Genomic DNA, 19,744 nt, shown 5'->3' with positions numbered 1-19,744 from the left:
CAACGTTCCAAGCCTCCAATGTCGGCGCCGGGGCGTCGATCATCGTACGAGGTGAGACGTGCGGAGCAGCGACCGGCCCGCTCGCCCCGGTCGTCGTGCCGGTCGTCGTGCCGGTCGTCAGGCGGGTTCGGCGTCGACCGCGTCCGCGAACGCCCGCATGGAGGTGAAGGTCCAGTTGGGGGTCACGCCGGCCGACGGTTGCGGTGTCGCGCCCCAGCCGGCGTCGTCGTGCCGGCGGTTGATCCACACGGTCGGCAGGCCGGCGGCCTTGGCGGGCACGTGGTCGTGGAACAGGCTCTGCGCCACGTGCAGCAGCCTGCCCTCGGCCACCCCGAGCCGCTCGGCCTCGTGGAGCAGCGCCTCGAAGGCACGGGGATCCGGCTTGTAGCAGCCGATGTCCTCGGCGGTGAGGACGCTGGTGAAGGTGGCGCCGAGGTGCTGGTTGGAGCCGGCGAAGCCGGCGCGGTCGACGTTGGAGACGATGATGAGGTCGTACCGCCGCGACAGCCGCTGCAGCGCCTCCGCCGAGTCGGGGAACGCCGGCCAGCCGGGCACCGAGACCGCCAGTGACTCGGCCTCGTCATCGCTGACCGGCACGCCGAGCTGCGCGCCGAGGCCGCGCATGGCACGCGCCAGGATGCGCGGGTAGAGGTCGCCGGGGTGGTCGGCCTCGGCCTGCGCCTCGTGCGTCGAGTACGCCGTCAGCAACTGCTCGTCCGTCATCCGCAGGTCGTGTGCGTCGGCCCACGCGCGCAGCACGGTCGCGATGCCGCTCTCCCAGTCGATGAGGGTGCCGTAGCAGTCGAAGCTGAGGGCGTCGAAGTCGCTGAAGTTCACCGTGTGTGCTCCTGGATGAGGTCGAGGTAGAAACGTTCCGAGTCGTCGCAGTGCCCGTTCCAGGCGGCCCTGACCCGCTGGAGGTCGCCGGAGCGCAGCGCGGCGAGCAGCAGCTCGTGCTCGTGCGCCAGGTCGGCGACGCTCTCGTAGGTCGGGCGGAGCTGGGCGATGAGCAGGCGCAACTCGGCGCTGAGCTCGTCGAAGGTGCGCAGCAGACGCGCCGAGCCCGCGGCTTCGAACACGGCCCGGTGGAACGCCACGTCATGGTCGGCGACCACGTCCCACGAGACGTCGTCCCCCAACGCGGAGAACGCCTGCGCCGCCGACGCGATGCCGGTGAGAGGCCGGTCCTGCGTCACGACCACCTCGACCGCGACGAGCTCGACGGGCCGCCGCAGCCGGCCCAGGTCGATCGCGTCGTCGGCGGTGAACGACCGGACCTGCGCACTGCGCCCGCGCCCGCGGTCGAGCAGCCCTTCGGCCACGAGCGTCTGCACGGCCGCGCGCACCGTGGGCCGGGCCACACCGAACTCCTGTGACAGCTCGGTGTCACGCAGCTGGTCTCCGCCTGAGTAGTGGCCTGACAGCAGCCGGCGGCGCAGCTGGTCGGCGACGGCGTCCGCCACAGTGACGACGTGAATCGACATGTCTATCTGTATAACAGATATCCAGTCGGCCAGGCAACCTTTTCCGGGCTAGCGGCGCGCGAGGGGCGGGCTAGCGGGGTCGTGAAGCATTCACGTCGAGGATCACGAGCTCGTCGCGTGCCGTCGGGACCGCGTGCGCTCAAGGTGATCCCGCATTTGCTCACGGACAGGCGGGGAGGGTGCGATGCAGTACGTGGTCGCCGCGGTCGTGCTGGTCGGCCTGCTGTGCATGGTCAACTTGCTGCTGACCGTCGGCGTGATCCGCCGGCTGCGCAGGCAGGGCGAGAGCGCGCCGGCGATGAGCGAAGGGCTCTCGCCCGGTGAGAGGGTCCCGCGGTTCGCCACCATGACCACGAGCGGTGAGCCGATCTCCGACGAACTGCTGGGCGCGCCCGCGCTGGTCGGCTTCTTCTCCCCGGGCTGCGGGCCGTGCGAGGAACTGCTCCCGCTCTTCGTGGAGCGGGCGCGCGGCACGTCGGACGCCGTGCTCGCCGTGGTCGCGGACACCGGCGAGGACTGCGCGGCCGACGTCGAACGCCTCGCGGAGGTGGCGCGTGTCATCACGGAGGCGCCGCAGGGGCCCGTACAGACGGCGTTCAAGGTCAACGCGTACCCGACCGTCATCACGATCGGTCAAGGGGGCACGGTCGTCAGCGGCGGCCACGCCATGCCGGCCGAGGTCACGGCGTCATGAGGCGGGCGTTCCTGGCGGGGGCGTGCGCGCTCGGAGGGCTGGCCCTGCTGGTCGTACGGCTGCGCGCGACGTACATGGTGGCCCGGGTCCACGGCGAGAGCATGGCTCCGACGTTGACCGACGGGGACCGGCTGCTGTCCCGGCGCACGCGCCTGAGGGCGCTGGGCCACGGTCAGATCGCCATCGTCCGGAACCCGCTCCCGGCCGGCGGCAAGTTCCTGATCAAACGCGTCGCCGCCCTGCCCGGCGATCCGGTTCCTGAGGACGTACGCAAGGCCGTCGACGTGGACGTCGTCCCGGTCGGCAGGTTCGTGCTGATCGGTGACAACACCGAGGTCAGCTTCGACTCCCGCGAGCACGGCTTCTTCCGCGCCGACGACCTCCACGCCGTCACCATCAGGCGGCTGGACGCGCGGCACGGCCCCTTGTCCACAAGCCCGCGGCCGTCACGGGACGACTCTTCGTGGTGCCGCGCCCAGGAAAGCCCGGGACAGGGAAGGGAGGTGAGAACGGAATGCTGGACAAGCTCCTTGACCGGTTGATCCCCTCGGTCAAGGCCGACGCGGCGTGCGTCAAGAGGTGCGTGCAGATCAGCTACGACCCGAACACCGGCTGCTACACGATGCGGTGCTACGAGACGAACTGCACCTACCGCCAGATTCGCCTGTGCGAGTAGGTCACTGGAAGAAAGGTGGGACCAGATGAAACTTTTCACCGATTTGGCAGACCGGATCGTCGCTTTCGTCGTACCGACCGGCGACGCGCAGGCCGCCTGCACCGCACGGTGCATTCTCGACCACACGACCTGCACGGGAAGCATCTGTTGCTCCGTCTTCAAGTGCTGGAGAACCGACTGCTCGGTCTACCACAGGAAGCAGTGCGCATAGGCGTCTGACGGGTCTTCCGGCGACCGGTCAGGCAGGCGCCGACGGGGGGCGCGGCTGAAGGGCGCTGGGAGGCGCCCTTCAGCCGCGTGGGGCGTGTCGTCGATCAGCGCCGGTGGCGACGGCGACGCCGGTGGCTCGAGGAACTGTCGTCGTCGGGGTCCGGTGTCGGCACGCTGAGGCGGGGCAAGGACAGAAGCCTGGCTGCGGTCAGGCGGCTCGGCGTTGTCATGGTCTGCTCCTAACGTGATGGAGCGATCGGTGCGGCTGCGGGGTGCAGCCTCGCCTTGGGGAGCTACCCTCGATACAAATAGGGCAATCTACGCAAAACAGACTCCAGGGCTGGGCTTTGACGCCTCCGGGGACGGAACCGGGGCACGTCAAAGGCGGGCCCCGATACGGCACAAGCTCGTCCGGCAAGCCGGTGAACGGCCGGGCTCTCGCTCGGACGGCCCTGCGCACGTACGACGCCTTGACCGAGGCCGGCTGACCGAGGCCGGCTGACCGAGGCCGGCGCGTCAGACCAGCGCCCGCCAGCAGGAAGATGGCGAGTCCGTGTGCGAGGGCGGCGGCGATCACGCCGTCGCGCAGCCGCAGGAAGGCGCAGATCAGCCCCTCGTACAGGGCGAAGGCCGGCAGCGGCCAGCCGACGTCGGTGACCGTCGAGGCCAGGAAGACGTGGCAGGCCGCGAACAGCAGAGCCGACAGCACAGCCGCGCGTCCGGCGGAGGCGTGTTGCTCCAGCCGGCCCTGAAGGAAGCCGCGGAACAACACCTCCTCGGCGAGGTTGCCGGCCAGGCTGAACACCAGCAGCACCGGCAGCAGCGTGACGGCGACCGCGCCGCCCCTCGCCGCCAGGGGGGTCGGGAGCGACAGCAGCAGGACCGGGGCGGCGGCCAGCACGCCTCCGCCGACGCCCCAGCCGAGTGTGACCGGCGCGAACCGGCCCCAGCGCACCAGCGCGCGGAGTTCGCTGTCCAGGCGCAGCACTCCCGCGGTCAGCGCCAGCGTGCCGAGGCCGAACAGCAGCAGGGTCCCCGCCTGGTCGGTGAAGCGCAGCCACGGAACCGCGCCCGCGGCGCCCAGCCGCCAGAATTCCAGCGGTGTCATCGCATCCCTGACCTGGACGAAGCCGAGGATGAGCACCATGACGCGGAGCAGCGGGTCGCGTTCACGACGCGCCACCACGTAACAGGCGCCGATCAGCAGCAGGCCGGGCAGGATCCGGACGCCGTAGGCCAGGAGGCCGGACAGCACGAAGACGCCTCCGTTCGCACAGAAGGTTCTGGAGGGAAGGGCGGGGCGACGAGCCCGCCGTTCAATGATGCGAGCTATTCTCAGTTTTCGGTACTCGCATTGGAGGTCCGTGCTCACGCCCCGTAAACAGCCCCGCCAGCAGCGCTCCCGCGAGACCGTGGCGGCGATCCTGGAGGCGGCCGCTCAGCTTTTCCAGCGTCACGGCTACACCGGCACCACCACCAACAAGATCGCCGAACGCGCCGGAGTGTCCATCGGCTCGCTGTACCAGTACTTCCCGAACAAGGACGCGCTTCTGGTCGCGCTGGCCGAGCACTACCTGGCCGAGAGCGCCCAGCAGGTCGCCCAGGTCTTCGCCCGCGCCGGCGAACACCGCCCGCCCCTGCCCGTCCTGCTCGCCGACCTGGTGGAATGCGTGGCCGTCCTGCACACCGACCGGCCCCGGCTGCACCGGCTGCTGTTCGACCAGGCGCCCCGCACCCCCGACCTGGTCACCCGCTTCCGGCAGGCCGAGCAGCAGATCGCCCAGGCGCTCGCCCGCGAACTGCGCCGCCTGGGAGCCGGCGGCCCCGAGCAACAACTGCACGGGTACCGGAACCTCGCGAATCTGCTCCTAAACGCCGGCGGGTCAGGTGAAACGTCGGCCCTCGTCGCGGCGGTAGGCCCAGAAGGCGGCGGTCGCCGTGGCGACGGTCCAGACGGCCAGCATGACCAGCGGCACCACGCCCGGCCGGGCGCCGACGACGGCCGCCCAGATCAGCTCGGCCGCGCCCCGGGTGGGCACGTACGGCGAGACGGCCTGTACGAACTGCGGCAGGACCTGCGGCGGCAGCAGCAGCCCTCCGAGGATGGCCATGGGGAAGAACAGCAGTTGTGACACCGCCATCGCGGCCTTCGAGGCCAGCAGGAAGCCGACGCACAACCCCATCAACATGAACGGCACCACGCCGAGGACCAGCGCGCCGACACCCAGCAGCAGCCGGACCGGCGTGATCGTCGCCTCCGTGAACAGCGCCGCCACCAGCAGTACGGGGATCACCGAGAGGAGCATGACGGCGAGCGTCGACAGGATCCGGCCCGCGAAGCGCGGCAGCGGGCCGGCGGGCAGCGTACGCAGGTAGGGGTTCCACGGCAGGTCGCGATCTTGCGCGACCGAGCTGCTGAGCCCCATGAGCGCGGCCGACATCGCGCCGAAGAACATCAGCGAGCCCGTCGCCGTCGTCGCCGCCACCGGGTCCCGGCCCGCGAACGGCACCACGAACGCCACCATCGAGACCGCGGGGAAGAAGGCGCTGGCCAGGATGCCGATCGGCACCCGGATCTGCTCGATCACGAGGTAGCGGGTGTGCGCGAGGACCAGGCTAGACATGTGCGGGCTCCTTCGAGGTGAGGGCGAGGAAGGCCTCCTCCAGCGTGGCCGGCCTGATCTCCAAGCCGGAGAAGGGCGTCCCGCTGCGTACCAGCTCCACGACGAGCCGGTCGGGGTCGTTGACGACCAGGTCGATCCGGTCGCCCGAGCGTTCGGCGCCGAGCACGCCGGGCAGCCGCGGCAGGTGTTCGGCGACGAGGGAGACGCGCCGGGTGCCCACCATGCCGCGTACGGTCCGTACGCTGTCGTCGGCCAGCACGCGGCCCTGGTCGACCACGAGCACCCGTTCGGCCAGGGCCTCGATCTCCTCCAGGTAGTGGCTGGTGAGCAGCACGGTGCCGCCTTCCTCGTGGAAGGACCTGATGCCCTCCCACAACGCCCGCCTGGCCGCAACGTCCAGGCCGGTCGTCGGCTCGTCGAGGAACACCAGCCGTGGCCTGCCCGCGAACGCCAGCGCCACGGCCAGCCGCCGCCGCTGCCCGCCGGACAGCCCGCCGACCTGCCGCCTGACCAGATCCTCCAGCCCGAAGCGGGCCAGCAGTTCGGCCGTGGCGACGCGGTCGGGGAAGTGCGCGCAGACGAACTCGGCGATCTCGCCGACGCGCAGCGACTCGGGCAGCCCGGTCTCCTGGGGGGTCATGCCGATGCCGCGCCGCGTGGCCGGGTCCAGCGGCGAGCCGCCGAACAGCTCCACCGTGCCGGACGTGGGCCTGCGCAGCCCCACGAAGAGGTTGATGAGGGTGGACTTGCCGGCGCCGTTCGGGCCGAGCAGGCCGACCAGCTCGCCCGCTCTGATGTCGAGCGAGACGTGGTCGAGTGCGAGCACGTCGCCGTAGCGGCGGGTGGCGTCGATCGCTCTGGCCAGGACTGTCATGTCGGGTCCTCCGTGTCGTGGCGTCGGCGAAGGAGCGATCATCGCCTGGCCAGCCCGGGAACGAGCACGGCGCCGACGACCAGGTGCAGCAGGAGCAGCACCACCGTCGCGGCGGTGCCGGCGGCGCTGCCGAGCGGGCCGAGCAGGGACAGGGCGAGCACGACCAGGGCGACGATCGTCCAGATCCGGCCGCCCCGGGCGGTGAACCGTTCGAGAACGGCCAGCAGCGCCCAGCCCGCGAGCCCGGCCAGCAGGCTCGCCACCACGACCGCTGCCGGCCCGACCTGCTGGACGCCGCCGCCCATCCGCACGGTCAGCGCGGTCCCGGCCACCGGCACCGCGAGGACCCAGCCGGCCAGGGCTGCGGCGCACGCGCCGATGACGGCGAGCGGCCTGCGGAGTGAGGCCTTGGCGGAGCTGTCGGGGGAGGCGTGCACGGGGGTGTTCGTGGAGGTGTTCATGCCCCTCAGCCTCTCCCGCCGGCCCGGTCCGCCACATCGGGCGCGCGGTCGCACCGTGTTGTCCCCTCGTGGGGCACGGCTCCGACTTTGGTAGGGGCCCGCCGCGGCGCCGGTCCGTGACAGGCGAAGGCCCGCGTGCGCGCGCGGCGGGCTTTTGCGTACGTGAGGGTCAGCAGCTGTCGGCTCCGTCGAAGGTACGGGGGCCTCGGGCGACCTTGGAGTAGATGGTGCGTCCCGGGTCGACGGTGTGGCAGGCGCCGTCGGTGCCGCGTGCCCACTTGATCTTCAGTCGGAGCCGGCGGCCGCAGTCGTTGCGGGCGTACCCCGTCTTGGTGATGGTGCCCGTGGTCTGCCAGACGGCCACGCACGAGGGGGCATTGCCCGCCGGCGCGGCGGCGGCCGGAGACGCTGAGGCGAGGGCGCCGGTGAGGGCGAGGGCGGAGGCGGTGAGGGTGGCTGTGGTGAAGCTGTGCTGCACGAGGTGGTGCTCCTTGTCTCGGTCGGTCCGCGCAGGCGGGGTGTTCCCGCCGTGGTCAGCCGGCGGTGAGCGGCCCCCAGCCATCGGGTGGCGTGGGGCGAGACTGACACAGAAGCGAACATCTCAGATGGGTAACGGCAGGGACATGGCCGGGCGGCACAGCGTCTGACCTGCCGTTTTGGGGGTGTCGCCGGTAACGTTTCGCCGGCGTCCCAGAAAATGCGGGCGCTCCTGGTCAAAGGACTCGCGAAGAAGTGTGTGGTGGCGGGCTCGGCCTCACCGCCGAGCCCGCCACGCGGGGTTCCCGTCAGCGCTGCAGCGTCAGCAGCCCCGGCCGGTAGGGGAGAAGGCCGTAGTCGCCGCCGGAGTCGGGATCGCGTCCCTGGTAGAGCAGTTGCAGGTCGCAGGGATCGACGGTCATGGTCTGGTCGGCGCCGGCGCGGACCAGCTCGCCGTGGCTGATGTCGTTGGTCCAGGTGGCGCCGCTGTTGGCCTTGCCGGCGAAGGGGTTGCTCTCGGTCGCGGCCTGGGGTGTCCACGAACCGCCCAGGCTGGTGGCCGTGAACGAACGGAAGTAACGGCCCTGCGAGCCGATCGCCTCGACGATCATGAGGTAGCGGTTCTGGCCCTGCAGCTTGTAGACCTGTACGCCTTCGAACAGGTTGTTCGTCGTGTCGCTCATGATCACCGTTGAGGTGGAGCCGAAGTTGCCGGGGAAGTTCCCGATGGGCATGGTCGCCCGGTAGATCCTGCCGTTGTCGCCGGCGAAGAACAGGTACATGGTCGTGTCGTCACCGATGAGCGTCTGGTCGATGGGCCCTGTTCCCGAGTCCGAGATGCTGCCGGTGAAGAGCGGCTGTTCGGCCGACCAGCCGTTCGGGTCGGCAGGGTTGCTCGACGTGCGGTAGGAGAAGGCCGTCCTGCCCCACTGGTAGGCGAGCACCCAGGTGTTCCTCGGGGCGAAGTGGAACAAGGTGGGCGCGACGGTGGAGGCGGACATGGCGTTCTGGCTCGCCGAGGCCATGCCGGACCAGTCGCCGAAGAGGCCGAAGTTCATCGAACCCCACCTCGTGCCCGTGTCGTGCGTCGTCGCGTAGACGAGGTGGCTGCCGTTGTAGGGGGCGACGGTGAAGTCCTTGAGCGAGACCCAGCCCGATCTCGGGGTCGCCAGCGGGCCCGTCGAGGTCCAGCGGTACGTCGACGGAAGATCGCACGTACCCCCGGGGTCGCCGCCGTCCACCCGGACGAGCCGCCACTGCTGGTTGGCGCCGCCCCAGTCGTCGTACTGGACGATGTTCGCGCCGTCGGCGGTGGAGGCGCCCTGGACCTCCAGGGCCTTGCCGCTGTGGCGCGAGATGAGCCGCACGTGGCCGTCCGGGCTGTCGGCCGGCCGCCACTGCTGGTTGGTGCCGTTGTGGTCGGCCCACTGCACGATCGCGCCGCCGTTGGCGGTCGAGAAGTCGTAGACGTCGAGCACCTTGCCGGAGTGGCGGGACTTGATGCGGTAGTAGCCTCCGCCGGAGTCGACGAACTGCCATTGCTGCTGGTTGCCGTTGTTGCGGGTCCACTGGGTGATGCGGGCGCCGTCGTCGGTGGCCATATTGTAGACATCCAGGGCTTTGCCGCTGTTGCGGTTGACCAGGACGTACCACGCGTTCGTGTCGACGGTGGCCGCGCCGGCGGGTTGAGCATGAAGGGCCACGAACAGGCTCACCAGTAAGGTGGCCGCCGTCGCGAGGACAGTCAGGGGTCTGATCTTCACGGTGTGCTCCGATTTCATCCGGCTCGAACGGGTTGCCAACCACTGTGTTAGCGTTAACATTAACCTCCGGCTGGGTGGCCTTCTCCGTTGCGCGTGTTGCCGCGGAGTACAGCCGACGCCCCGGCCCGGCGTCAACGAGCGGGCACTCCTCGTCGACCCGGGCGTTGCCGCCGGAACACCTGACAGCCTGGATTTTCGTACGTGCGTCGCGCCGCTCGTACCGGTGAAAGTTTCACGGCGGTCACCGGGTGGCGGTGCGGGACACACCCGCACCGCCACCTGCCTCAGGCCTGGCCGCCGATCTTCTCCAGTTCGGCGACGTCCTCGTCACCGAGCGAGAGCCCGCCCCCGGCGACGTTCTCCCGTAGATGCCTCACCGATGAGGTCCCCGGGATCAGCAGGATGTCCGGCGACCGCCGCAGCAGCCACGCCAGCGCGACGGAGATCGGTGTGGCGTGGAGCGGGCTGAAGCCGCCGAGCGGGAAGAACGGCACGTCCGCGACGTTTTCGGCGACGGCCGCCAGAACGACGCGCTCAACCTCTACAAGGAGGGCAGGCGGCTGCTGGCCGAGGAGCTCGGCCTGGCTCCCGGCCCCGAGCTGGAGCCCCTGCACCGCGCGATACTCGGCCACGAACCCCATCTCAACCTTCCCGGCCGGGCGCCCGGCCCGTGCGAGCTGCCCGCCGACCCGCCGCGGTTCACCGGGCGTACCGGACTGGTCGAGCAGCTGACCAAGGAGGTGGCCGGCGAGCGCCCGATCCCGCTGGTGATCTCCGGCGGCGGCGGCGTCACGCCGGTCAACCTCTGGGTCACCTACCGGCGGGCCAGCCGCCTGGAGGAGGCCATCGACGCCTACGAGGGCTCACTGGCCATCACCCGCGATATCGGCGACTCGGTCGGCACCGCCATCGCCCTCGGCCATCTCGCCGAGGCACACCGGCGCGGTGGCCGGAGCAAGGAGGCGGTCGACTACTTCCGGCAGGCGCTCGACGCCGACCGGATGGCCGGTGATCTGGGCAGTTGCACCGAGGCCATCCACTGGTGGGGGCTCGGCCCGGCCCTGGACGACCTCGGCCGGCAGGCTCAGGCGCGGGCCTGCTGGTCGAGGTCCGCCGAGTTGCTGCACGAGCTCGACCTGATCGACGCGGCCGAACGCTCCGCCATCGAGACCTCGGCCCGTCCGCGCACTCCCGAGGTCATCCTCAGGAAAGTGAGGCTCGCGCCGGTTTCAGCGGCCGCACTCCATCGACACCAGGAGCCGCTTGAGCAGGCCGTCGAGTCGCACCTGGTCGGCGGACGTGAGGGCGTGCACCAGGTTGTTCTCCACCTCCGCGCGGATGGACATCGCAGCCCTCCACAGCTCCTTTCCCTTGGCTGTCAGCTCGACGTCCACCCGGCGGCGGTCCCGCGCGCTGCGCACTCTCCGTACGAGACCGGCCCGCTCCAGCGTGTCGAGCCGGCCCGTCATCCCAGCGGGGGAGAGCAGGAGGTCGTCGGCCAGCTCGGACGGTGTCGCCCAGCCGTCGCGCGCCGCCAGCCGGTGCAGCGTCTCGAACTCGAAGTCCTGCAGCCCCACGTCCCGCAGCGCCGCCTCCTTGGTGTGGGACAGGTGCTTCACCAGGGCCTGCATCCGCGTCACGATCCCCTCGGTCCGCTCGTCGAAGGGCGCCCTGCCACGCCAGCGGGCCAGATGACGATCGACGGAGTCTTCCATGCGGAAATCATACGGATCGAATAATCTCTTGACGAATGTTTCGCCAGCGAAATAGCTTCGGAGCTCATGACCAAGCGGCTCCTGATCGGGCGATGCCTGTCGGCGCTTGCCACCGCTCTCATCCCCACCACGCTGACCCTGGCGGTCCTGCGGATCACCGACGACGGCGGAGCGCTCGGCATCGTCCTGGCCAGCGAGATGGTCCCGCTCCTGCTCCTGCTGCCCGTGGGAGGAGTGCTGGCCGACCGGATCCGGCCCGAACTCGTCGCGTTGCTCTCCGACCTCGTACGCTGCCTGGCGCAGGCCCTCATCGCCCTCGAACTGCTGCTCGGCGTGCATCGCCTCCTGGACCTCGCGGTGTTGTCGGCCGTGTCGGGAGCGGCCATCTCGTTCGGCAGCCCGGCGGTGCCCAGGATGGTGGTCGCGGCGGTGCGGCCCGAGGAGAGGTTACGGATGAACACGCGCATCGGCGTGGCGACGAGCCTCTCCGCGGTCACCGCTCCCGCGCTGGCCGGAACGATCACGGTGGCCGCCGGTCCCGGCTGGGCGGCCGCGCTCACAGCGGTGGTGTTCGGCTGCTCGGCGCTGACACTGAGCGGGATCCGCACCCGAGCACCCGATCGCGGCGAGCAGGAGGCCGCCTCCTCCTTCGGCCGGGACGTGGCCGAGGGGTGGCGGGAGATCAGGGCGCGACCGTGGTTCCTGGCCTGCGTGCTGGGGCACGGCGTGTGGCATCTCGTGGCCGGGGTGTTCCTGACGATCGGGCCGGTGATGGCCGTCCGCGAGCTGGGCGGGGAGGCGAGCTGGGCCCTGATCGTGCAGAGCGGCACGGTCGGCATGGTGCTGGGCGTGTTCGCCGCCCCCCGGCTGCCCATCCGCCGCCCGCTGGCCGTGGTGCAGGCCGGGGCCGCGTGCTACCTCCTCCCCATGGTGGCCCTCGCCGCGGGCGCGCCCCTCTGGGCGATGGCGAGCGCGTACTTCGTCGCGATGTTCGCGCTGGGCCTGCTCAGCCCGCTGTGGGAGACGGTGGTGGCCGACGAGGTGCCCGAGTACGCGCTCGGGCGGGTGCGGTCGTTCGACCACCTCATCTCGTACGCGGCCCGGCCGTTCGGACTGGCGGTGGCCGCACCCCTGGCCGCGGTCGCCGGGGTGACGGCGCTGGCCCTGACCGGGGGTGCCCTGGTCTGCGCGGCGAACCTCGCCGCGATCCTCCTCCTGGGGAAGCCCTCCAAGGCATCCCCCGACCCTTCCCCGCGGTAGAGCCCCAGGGGCGCTCCCACGCACGCCGAAGGCGGCGTCCCGCGACGACGCCTTGGACTCGCTGCTTTTCGGCTTACGAGGGCTAAGCCTGTGCGCCGACCGGCTCCGGTGCGGGCCGCGGTGTGTCGGTGGGGGCGCAGGCCCTGCGGGAGGGTGCGCTGCGGGGGAACAGCAGGACCGTGGCCAGGATCGTGGCGGAGGTGATCCACCAGGCGGTGGCCAGGCCCAGGTGTAGGGCGACCCAGCCCAGGCCGGCCGCCGCCACGGCGCCGCCGGCCTGGAGGAGCAGCGAGTCGACCGACAGGAGTGTGGTGCGCTCGGCCGAGGTCGCACGCTGGTGCAGCATCTCGCCGCGGAGCAGTTCGCTGATGCCGCAACCGAGGTACAGAGTGACGTAGCCGAGCCCGGCGAGCACGATGGCCAGGGGGCCGCTGAGCCGGGTGGAGGCGGCGAGGACCGACAGGGACACCGCGGTGACGCAGGTGCCGGTGATCGCTCGCGTCGCGAGCCGCGCGCCACCCGGGCGGCGAGCCCAGCAGCCTGGTGATGGCACGTTCACGCAGGCCGCCGCGCAGCACGTGAGCGAACGAGGCGCGGCGCCGCGGCTCGGGCATGGCCACGAGGGTGACGACGAACTGCACGGCGGCGGCCCCCGCGGCCAGCAGCATGGGGACCGACAGCGGGACGAGCGGCGCTGTGGTGGCTGAGCCCGCTGCCATGCCTTGACGGTAAACTTGCAAAGACTATTTTGCAGTCGGCATCTGGGCGTGCATCCAATGCCAGCGGCCTCGAACGCCTCGTAGCCCTCCTCTGAAGTCGAGGTCGCCGAAGGCGGCGGCCACCAGCTCCGACACAGTTTGCGCCCGGGAGCCGGGATCGTGGGTTTGCTGGTGACGACGTCGTCGAAATGGGCGGTGGTCAGAAAGGACAGAACGCGGCAGCTCAGCCACTGTGCTCGGGCATGAGTCCGGGCCGATCGGTAGGCTCGGGGCCGCGCTCCTCCAACCAAGCGACGACGGATCGGACGAAGCCGTCGACGTGCGACAGGGGTTTGCCGGCGAAGACCGCGTGGAGGTGCCCGACCCCGACCGCGTCGTTCCAGGCCCAGGCCCGTCGGTAGGTCTCCTCGTCGGTGGCCGCGCGCAGGACGTCCCAGCCGTGCCAGGTCGCGACGAGTGCCCCGTCGATCGCGGGGTCGGACAGGATCGCCATGTCCCAGTCGAGGACGCCGGCCAGCTTGCCGTCCTCGCCGAAGTGGACATTGCCGGCGCCGAGGTCGCCGTGGACGAGCCTGGCCGGGACCTCCTGGAGTGCCAGCAGCAGGTCCAGCCGCTGCCGCACTCCGTCACGCCACTTCGTCGGCAGGCGCGGAACGACCTCGTCGCTCAGGATGTCGGCCCATCCCAGATCATCGGCGTACCGGCGGGGCGTGTGGAGAACAGCCCTGAGCTCCGGTGAGATCTCGACCTCGCGCAGTGCCTCCAGGAGCAGGCCGAACGCCGCCGGGTGCCCGATGCCTTCCGGCAACGACTCGCCGTCGATCCACGAAAGCGCGACGGCCGCGCGCTCCCCGAACGTGGTCACCGCGGTCAGCGGCTCCGGCACGGCGAAAGGCAGACCGGCCGCCGCAACCGCTCGGAGAATCTCGACCCGGCGCGGCAACTCGGCGGCGCTATCAGGGCGCTTGCTGATACGCACTGCGGCGACGCCGGGGAACAGGACGACGTGGTGCATATTCCCATGCTCGGCAGAGCGTGCGGTGCCAAGGGGAGCGTCGGGGACAAGTGCCTCGGCGATGTCCAGCAGGTCGGCGGGGACTGGTCGAGGCATCCCGCCATTCTGCCGGACGATCACACGCGGCGACACTGCCCCAGCGAGTACCGGCGATCTTGACCAGGGTCATCAGCGGCTGCCGGTCGGGGGCGTAGCAGCGGTAGAAGGCCGGCTCGCCGGTGGTGAGGTTGCGCCGGATCAGCAACCACCTATAGCGATCAGAGGCGCCTTCGTCGATGCGGGCCCAGGCATACCAGCGCGGGCCTTTGGCGCCCTGACCGACGCGGTAGCGGTGCCAGTGCCGGTCGGCCGTTGTGAAGACAACCAAAGATCGTGCGGTGGCCGCGAGCCACAGCGTAGACCCTGACTCACCCCGCCCTGCTCACCGAAGTGGGCAGGGGAGATGCCCGGTGGCGAAGGGGCCGATGCCCTGGCCATTTTGAGACGCTCGAACTACACCGCTTCGCCGAACACCACATGGTGTTCGGCGAACCGCGGAGGTACGGCGATCATGACGGGCGCAGGCCGCGTAGCCGGGACCACGAGATCAGCACGTGGACCCGGTCCGGCAGGTCGAGCTTGGTCAGGATGCTCGAGACATGCACTTTCACGGTGTAGTGGCTGATGAAGAGCTGGTGTGCGATTTCGTTGTTGGACATGCCTTGTGCGATGAGCTCGCAGACCTGGTTTTCGCGCTCGGTGAGCCGGTCGGCCGCCGCCAGTAGCGCCCGGTCCTCGTTGGTGGGCAGCAGGGGCTGCAGCGCCTCGATCATCCGCGTGGTGGCTTCCGGCGCCAGTACGGACTGCCCGGCCGCGACGATTCTGATGCCGTCGCGGATCCGCTCCCCGGGCGCGTCCTTGAGCAGGAACCCGCTGGCCCCGGCCTGCAGTCCGGCGTAGACGTAGCTGTCGAGGTCGAAGGTCGTCAGGATCAGCACCCGGGTGGGTCCGCCTGCGTTGTGCTCGACGATGCGGCGGGTTGCCTCGATTCCGTTCATTCCGGGTAGCCGGATGTCCATCAGCACTACGTCCGGCCGGTGGTCGGCCACGGCGGCCACCGCGGCAGCGCCGTCTCCGACGGCGCCCACCACGGTCAGGTCGTCGGCCGCCCCGACCAGGCGTACCAGCGCCTCCCGGAGGAGCTGCTCGTCGTCGCAGATCAGGACCCGGATGCCGGTCATGATGCGCTCCGCAGCGGCAGCGTGGCGCGGACCTCGAACGTGGTGGAGCCGCTGGTCACCTTCACTGAGCCGCCGAGCAGCTCGACGCGTTCCCTCATGCCGATGAGTCCCACGCCGGCCCCGTTCCCGATGGTTCTGGTTCCGCCGCGCACCGGGTTGGTGACGCGTATGGTCAGGCGTGCTGGCTCGTAGGTCAGCAGCACCCGCGCGTCGACGGGGCCGGCGTGCTTGGCGATGTTCGTCAGCGCTTCCTGCACGACGCGGTAGGCCGCCAGTTCGATGCTGGCGTCCACCTGGCGTACGGCTCCCCGGCGCTCCAGCAGCGCCCGCGGCCCGCCCGGCGGTGAGGCGGCCACCAGGTCGTCGAGCTGCTGCAGTTTCGGGGGCGGCGCCAGCGGATTGTGCCCGGGCGGCGCCTCTCGCAGCACGCCGAGCAGCCGCCGCAGCTCGGCCAGCGATTCCCGCCCGGTGTGGGCCACGCGGCGCAGTGTCTCCTCCATGCTGTCCTGGGTGTCGGCCCCCGCCTCGGCGTCGAGGACCATCGTGGTCACCGAGTGATTGAGAATGTCGTGCAGTTCCCTGGCCAGCAGCGCCCGCTCGCGTTCGGCCGCCCGCCGCTCGAGATCCGTCCGCTCGGCCTCGAGCTGCTGCGAGCGCTCCTGCAGCTCACGGATGCGATCCCGCTGCCGCGCGTCCAGCCGCCCCACCGCCCAGAACCCGACGAACAGCAGCGCGAGCGCCGAGTAGACCGCAAGCACCCGGATCGGGTCGCCGATGGCCAGCAGCGTCAGCGGTAGGCCGGCGAGCAGCAGAACCAGCACCGAGACGACACCGATCACGCGCCGGTCCCCCCGGCCCCACGCCCCCAGACGGGAGGCGGCGACCAGGGGAGCCACCAGGACCGGCATCGTCATCAACGCCAGCGCCAGCTCGAGCGCGACGACGATGCCCAGCGCGGTCAGCGGGTAGCGGCGCGACCCCATCAGCGCGAGGGATTGCCCGCAGGCCAGCGCCAGCACGACGACATCCTCGCCCCGGCCGATCAGCCAGCAGACCAGCAGCGGAAGGACGGCCAGCACACCATCGCTCATCCACTCCAGGTGTGTGTGGCGCTGCGCCGCAGCCGCCGGGTGCGGCGCCAGCCCATGGCCACCAGCAGCGCCACCGGCGCCCAGGGCGTCAGCGCGACCGTCCAGCTCAGCGCGAGCGGCGGCCCCGGCTGCTCGATCGTCCGGATCGGCAGCACCCCTGTCGAGATCCCGCCCGGTCCTTCCACGGCAAACTCGAACTGCCATGTGCCCTCCTCCGGCAGCGAGACGACGTCCAGCCCCCACACCTGGGGGGCTCTCGGGTGCCGTGGCAGCACGATGCTGTCGCCACGCCGCTGCAGGACGATGCCCTTGAGCCCCTGCCGGTCGCCGGATGGTGAGACGATCGTGACCAAGCCGGCGCGCCCGTCGATGCCGCCGGTGGGCTCGAAGGTGAAGTCGAGCGACTGCAGCGCGTGGATCGGCCATTCAGTGAACGATACGGTGATCGCGGAATGGTCGCTCATGCGCACGACCTCGCTGTGGACGATCTCACCCTGCAGGGGCGCCGCCATGGCAGGGCCCGCGCCGGCGAGCACCACCGCCCCTGCCGCGAGCACCGCGGCGATGACGCGTCTCATGCGGGCACCGCCCCAGGCGTGCGCAGGCCGAAGTGGCGCAGCAGGGACGCGCACTGCCAGCCCAGCCAGCCTGTGCCCGCCCCGAGTGCGGCGACCGCCACCAGCGTGGCGGGCAGGCTCATCTCCATCCCCACGGCGCCGTAGAAGAGCGCGGTGTTGACGCCGGCCAGCGCACCGATCGACGGCGTGATCCACAGCGGGCTCACGTTACGTCGTGCGGCCCACGTCACCGCCGCGGCGGCCAGCAGCGCGATCAGCGGGAACGTGACGGGAACCCCGATCAGGACCTGTGGCAGGCCGGAGGTGTAATCGCGCATCGGCTGGTCGATCGCCCCGGCGTACCAGCGGGTGGCGGCCGGGACGCACAACGCGAGCCCGCCCTGCACGACCACGAACGCCAGCCCGGCCGCGGCCGGCCAGTGCCAGCGCCGGGTGAGCCCGACGATGAGGCTCAGCATGAGCGCGCCCGCCGCGCCGAGTCCGAGCACGCGCGGCGCCACGCCCGGCAGCCAGTTGAAGATCAGCTCGGACAGCATGCCGAACGCCGACGTCGAACCGAGGGTCGCCAGAGCGATCGCCACCGCCAGGCCCCACTTGTCGGACCTGGTGCGCCGCAGCACTGCAAACGCCATCACCATGGCGAAGATCTCCACCTGGATCGACAGACCCAGCCCGAAGTGCGAGGGTGTCGTCCCGGCCGCGATGTCGAAGCCGTACAGGTCGTGCCACCACAGGTCGGAGCCCGCGTACAGCAGGTTGGCCGCCGCGCCGAGCCCGCCCACCAGGAACGGCCAGGGTGCGCGGAACGTGCGGAACACCATCACCGACGGGGTCTCGGTCGCCGGCCCTCGGGCCCAGGTCGACAGCAGCACCACGGACAGGCAGGACAGACCGATGATGCCGGTTCCGGCATACAGCAGCAGGTGAGGCGCAGTCCAGAAGTTGTCGGGCCCGACGTCGCCGTGCCACTGACCGTCCCAGATCATGCCGGCCAGCAGTGTGGCGTAGCCGGACATCAGGAACCATGCTCCGGCTACCTCTCTGCGCGGCACCTCACGAGCCGGTGGATCCGTTGACGGTTGTTCCGCCATGGGGGCATCTCCTTACGTTCCGACCAATGTGTTGACCTTGATGACCTCGGTACCCGCGGCTCCCTGCACGCGGATGTGGATCTCCCAGGCGCCGGGCATGGTGAACAGCTCGCCGCGCGCCACATACCGCCCGGTGCCGTCGTCCCGGGCGGGGACCTCCGGAGTCGTGTGGCCCATGTGCGGCATCACCCCGAACAGCGATACCTCCGCCTTGACGGGGGGCTCGATCTCGACCCTCGCCTCCAGCGGGCCGGTGCTCGGTTCGAGGGCGACGACGACCGCGAAATGTGCGCCCCTGCCCGGCAGCTCCATGGGGCCCGGCCCGTCGCCGCCGCGCAGGATCCAGATGATCCCGGCCGCGAGCAGCAAGAACGGAAGGGCGATGAACGCGATGCGCCGTGTCACGGCGTGCCCCTTACCTCGACAACGTGCGGAACCGTGACGATCTCGTAGTTCTTTGCGTACTGGATCCACATCAGGTATCGGCCCGGCCGGGGGAAGCTGAAGGTGAACTCCAGCTTGGGCGCATAGGCCGCGACGGATTCGTCCGGCACGCGCTGCGAACCGGGAACCATCGAGCGGACCTCGTGCACGTGGCCGAGGAAGCCGCCGTCCTGACTGCGCACCACGAGGTGCCCGGCCATGCCGAGCCACGGCTGCAGGCTGGCGACGCCGGTGTCGAGCGTGACACGTACGGGCCGCCCGGCCTCCGGCTGCGCCGGCTCGGTGACCGGGACTCCTCCCGAAGCCGCGCCTGTTACGGTGGGAACGCCGTCTGATGCCTGCTTCGGGCCGCCCACCGTGAACTCGCCCGTGACCAGCTGCCCGCCCGCATCGGCACGCTCGAACTCGGCATACACCCAGTGCCGCCCTTGCTCCTGCGCACGCAGCCGCACCTCGTACGTGCCCGGCGCCGTGCGGATCGGATGCACGTGATGGAAGTACGAGCCGTCCTGGTTGGTCACCACGACGTGCGACAACGCGGCATGGTGCTCCACCAGGTCGTCCACCGGGCCGCCCGTCGAGCCGTCGAACAACTCCACGCGCAACCGGAACTCCGACCCCGGACTGGGCTCGCCGGGCAGAACTGCGATCACCGGTTGCGCGTTCGGCCGCCCCAGCATCACATTCCGCGACGCGGGCGGCGCGCCCTCGGGCACCCTTGGAGCGAACCACGGGGAGAGCAGCCCGGCGGTGAACGCCACCACCGTCGCCACCACGACCCCGCCTGCGAACCCCGCGGCGGCCAGCCGCCTGGACAGTGCCGCGCTCACCAGGGCGCTGACCAGCGCCACCGCCGCGCAGGCGAAGGCCGCGTACACGACCACCTCCCAGAGCGGCGCCTGCGGCACCAGCACGGCGAACGGCAGCACCGACCGTTCCCCGCCAGCGCGAACTTCCAGCTCGTGCGGGCCCACCCGATCCACCGAGAGCACCACCGGGTACATCCCGGGGCTGCCTGCCTCCACCCGGACCATGCCCGACGAGGAGCGACCACCCTCGACCGGCCTGATCGCCAGATCGATCCGGCCGCCCCGGCCGGGCGCGTGCGCAACCACGTCCACCTGCAGCGGAGCAGGCACCTGTAGGCTCGCGCGCACCACAACAGTGATCTCCATCCCGGCGATCGTCTGGGCGAAGCGCACATCGGCCTCGCCACTTCGGCCGTGCGCCCACGCGGGCCCCGCCCAAGCGCCGAGAATCACCAGCGCGACGAGGGTCGTGATCAGAGGTTTGAGCACAAGCCAGAGCGTAGGAAGCCGTCCGCGCCCCGCACATCACGCGCGGGCAC

22 protein-coding genes and 3 pseudogenes are annotated in these 19,744 nt (G+C 70.8%); 6 read left to right on the top strand and 19 right to left on the bottom strand.

Features of this window, described 5'->3' with window-relative positions:
• Positions 1 to 117: 117 nt before the first annotated feature.
• Positions 118 to 837, bottom strand: a complete 720-nt coding sequence (locus GUY59_RS19215) for a haloacid dehalogenase type II (protein WP_138201312.1) — start codon at positions 835 to 837, stop codon at positions 118 to 120.
• Positions 834 to 1,484: a GntR family transcriptional regulator gene (locus tag GUY59_RS19210; protein ID WP_138201311.1), complete on the bottom strand. Its 651-nt coding sequence runs from the start codon at positions 1,482 to 1,484 to the stop codon at positions 834 to 836. The genes GUY59_RS19215 and GUY59_RS19210 overlap by 4 nt, the downstream gene beginning before the upstream one ends.
• 184 nt (positions 1,485 to 1,668) lie before the next feature.
• Between GUY59_RS19210 and GUY59_RS19205 the strand changes: the two genes are divergently transcribed.
• Genes GUY59_RS19205 through GUY59_RS19195 form a run of 3 tightly spaced genes read left to right on the top strand, consistent with a single transcriptional unit; the run spans position 1,669 to position 2,854 of the window.
• Entirely contained in the window at positions 1,669 to 2,178 is a 510-nt protein-coding gene (locus tag GUY59_RS19205) for a TlpA family protein disulfide reductase (RefSeq protein WP_138201310.1), read from the top strand.
• Complete coding sequence (locus GUY59_RS19200; RefSeq protein WP_138201309.1) at positions 2,175 to 2,720, top strand: S26 family signal peptidase; 546 nt, start codon at positions 2,175 to 2,177, stop codon at positions 2,718 to 2,720. The genes GUY59_RS19205 and GUY59_RS19200 overlap by 4 nt, the downstream gene beginning before the upstream one ends.
• A complete protein-coding gene (locus GUY59_RS19195) occupies positions 2,693 to 2,854 on the top strand; it encodes a hypothetical protein (protein WP_161714611.1) in 162 nt (53 codons plus the stop codon). The genes GUY59_RS19200 and GUY59_RS19195 overlap by 28 nt, the downstream gene beginning before the upstream one ends.
• A gap of 436 nt (positions 2,855 to 3,290) precedes the next feature.
• On the opposite strand, the gene GUY59_RS19190 is transcribed toward GUY59_RS19195, so the two are convergent.
• On the bottom strand, positions 3,291 to 4,319 hold the full coding sequence (locus GUY59_RS19190) for a CPBP family intramembrane glutamic endopeptidase (RefSeq protein ID WP_138201308.1): 1,029 nt from the start codon (positions 4,317 to 4,319) through the stop codon (positions 3,291 to 3,293).
• Between the two features lie 64 nt (positions 4,320 to 4,383).
• Here GUY59_RS19190 and GUY59_RS47560 point away from each other — a divergent pair.
• A pseudogene (locus GUY59_RS47560) lies at positions 4,384 to 4,566 on the top strand (TetR family transcriptional regulator); the annotation flags it as partial.
• A 381-nt stretch (positions 4,567 to 4,947) separates the two neighbouring features.
• Here GUY59_RS47560 and GUY59_RS19180 read toward each other — a convergent pair.
• The 6 genes from GUY59_RS19180 to GUY59_RS47555 form a co-directional block, all read right to left on the bottom strand.
• A complete protein-coding gene (locus tag GUY59_RS19180) occupies positions 4,948 to 5,688 on the bottom strand; it encodes an ABC transporter permease (RefSeq protein WP_138201307.1) in 741 nt (246 codons plus the stop codon).
• A complete protein-coding gene (locus tag GUY59_RS19175; RefSeq protein WP_138201306.1) occupies positions 5,681 to 6,562 on the bottom strand; it encodes an ABC transporter ATP-binding protein in 882 nt (293 codons plus the stop codon). The genes GUY59_RS19180 and GUY59_RS19175 overlap by 8 nt, the downstream gene beginning before the upstream one ends.
• 38 nt (positions 6,563 to 6,600) lie before the next feature.
• On the bottom strand, positions 6,601 to 7,023 hold the full coding sequence (locus GUY59_RS19170) for a DUF6069 family protein (RefSeq protein ID WP_138201305.1): 423 nt from the start codon (positions 7,021 to 7,023) through the stop codon (positions 6,601 to 6,603).
• Positions 7,024 to 7,192: 169 nt separating this feature from the next.
• Entirely contained in the window at positions 7,193 to 7,501 is a 309-nt protein-coding gene (locus GUY59_RS19165; protein ID WP_138201304.1) for a hypothetical protein, read from the bottom strand.
• Between the two features lie 307 nt (positions 7,502 to 7,808).
• The gene (locus tag GUY59_RS19160) at positions 7,809 to 9,263 is read right to left on the bottom strand and encodes a non-reducing end alpha-L-arabinofuranosidase family hydrolase (RefSeq protein WP_442938994.1); all 1,455 of its coding nucleotides are present in this window, start codon (positions 9,261 to 9,263) and stop codon (positions 7,809 to 7,811) included.
• Between the two features lie 284 nt (positions 9,264 to 9,547).
• Entirely contained in the window at positions 9,548 to 9,757 is a 210-nt protein-coding gene (locus GUY59_RS47555) for an aldo/keto reductase (RefSeq protein WP_442938993.1), read from the bottom strand.
• On the opposite strand from GUY59_RS47555, the pseudogene GUY59_RS51405 reads away from it, so the two are divergent.
• Positions 9,719 to 10,252, top strand: a pseudogene (locus tag GUY59_RS51405) (tetratricopeptide repeat protein); the annotation flags it as partial. The gene GUY59_RS47555 and the pseudogene GUY59_RS51405 sit on opposite strands and share 39 nt — an antisense overlap.
• Before the next feature lie 240 nt (positions 10,253 to 10,492).
• Here GUY59_RS51405 and GUY59_RS51400 read toward each other — a convergent pair.
• Positions 10,493 to 10,894, bottom strand: coding sequence for a MarR family winged helix-turn-helix transcriptional regulator (locus tag GUY59_RS51400; protein WP_354533275.1), 402 nt, complete (start codon positions 10,892 to 10,894; stop codon positions 10,493 to 10,495).
• A 150-nt stretch (positions 10,895 to 11,044) separates the two neighbouring features.
• On the opposite strand from GUY59_RS51400, the gene GUY59_RS19135 reads away from it, so the two are divergent.
• Entirely contained in the window at positions 11,045 to 12,238 is a 1,194-nt protein-coding gene (locus GUY59_RS19135) for an MFS transporter (protein WP_138201301.1), read from the top strand.
• Between the two features lie 82 nt (positions 12,239 to 12,320).
• Here GUY59_RS19135 and GUY59_RS19130 read toward each other — a convergent pair whose 3' ends face one another.
• The 9 genes and pseudogenes from GUY59_RS19130 to GUY59_RS19095 form a co-directional block, all read right to left on the bottom strand.
• Positions 12,321 to 12,707, bottom strand: a complete 387-nt coding sequence (locus GUY59_RS19130) for a hypothetical protein (RefSeq protein WP_138201300.1) — start codon at positions 12,705 to 12,707, stop codon at positions 12,321 to 12,323.
• 473 nt (positions 12,708 to 13,180) lie between these two features.
• On the bottom strand, positions 13,181 to 14,068 hold the full coding sequence (locus GUY59_RS19125; protein WP_138201299.1) for an aminoglycoside phosphotransferase family protein: 888 nt from the start codon (positions 14,066 to 14,068) through the stop codon (positions 13,181 to 13,183).
• A 40-nt stretch (positions 14,069 to 14,108) separates the two neighbouring features.
• Positions 14,109 to 14,324 (bottom strand): annotated as a pseudogene (locus GUY59_RS51395) (IS701 family transposase); the annotation flags it as partial.
• 196 nt (positions 14,325 to 14,520) lie between these two features.
• Positions 14,521 to 15,192: a response regulator gene (locus tag GUY59_RS19120; RefSeq protein WP_138201298.1), complete on the bottom strand. Its 672-nt coding sequence runs from the start codon at positions 15,190 to 15,192 to the stop codon at positions 14,521 to 14,523.
• Entirely contained in the window at positions 15,189 to 16,283 is a 1,095-nt protein-coding gene (locus GUY59_RS19115) for a sensor histidine kinase (protein WP_138201297.1), read from the bottom strand. Before GUY59_RS19115 ends, GUY59_RS19120 begins: the two co-directional genes overlap by 4 nt.
• Positions 16,280 to 16,861 carry a hypothetical protein gene (locus GUY59_RS19110; protein ID WP_138201296.1) on the bottom strand — a complete coding sequence of 194 codons (582 nt, stop codon included), beginning with the start codon at positions 16,859 to 16,861 and terminating at the stop codon, positions 16,280 to 16,282. Before GUY59_RS19110 ends, GUY59_RS19115 begins: the two co-directional genes overlap by 4 nt.
• Positions 16,858 to 17,877, bottom strand: coding sequence for a hypothetical protein (locus GUY59_RS19105; RefSeq protein WP_138201295.1), 1,020 nt, complete (start codon positions 17,875 to 17,877; stop codon positions 16,858 to 16,860). The genes GUY59_RS19110 and GUY59_RS19105 overlap by 4 nt, the downstream gene beginning before the upstream one ends.
• An 87-nt stretch (positions 17,878 to 17,964) precedes the next feature.
• Positions 17,965 to 18,357, bottom strand: coding sequence for a FixH family protein (locus GUY59_RS19100; RefSeq protein ID WP_138201294.1), 393 nt, complete (start codon positions 18,355 to 18,357; stop codon positions 17,965 to 17,967).
• Entirely contained in the window at positions 18,354 to 19,694 is a 1,341-nt protein-coding gene (locus GUY59_RS19095; RefSeq protein WP_138201293.1) for a hypothetical protein, read from the bottom strand. The genes GUY59_RS19100 and GUY59_RS19095 overlap by 4 nt, the downstream gene beginning before the upstream one ends.
• Positions 19,695 to 19,744: the final 50 nt, after the last annotated feature.

Source organism: Nonomuraea sp. K271 (genome assembly GCF_009908215.1).
GTDB lineage: Bacteria > Actinomycetota > Actinomycetes > Streptosporangiales > Streptosporangiaceae > Nonomuraea > Nonomuraea longispora.
This window is presented reverse-complemented; position numbering and strand designations above follow the sequence as displayed.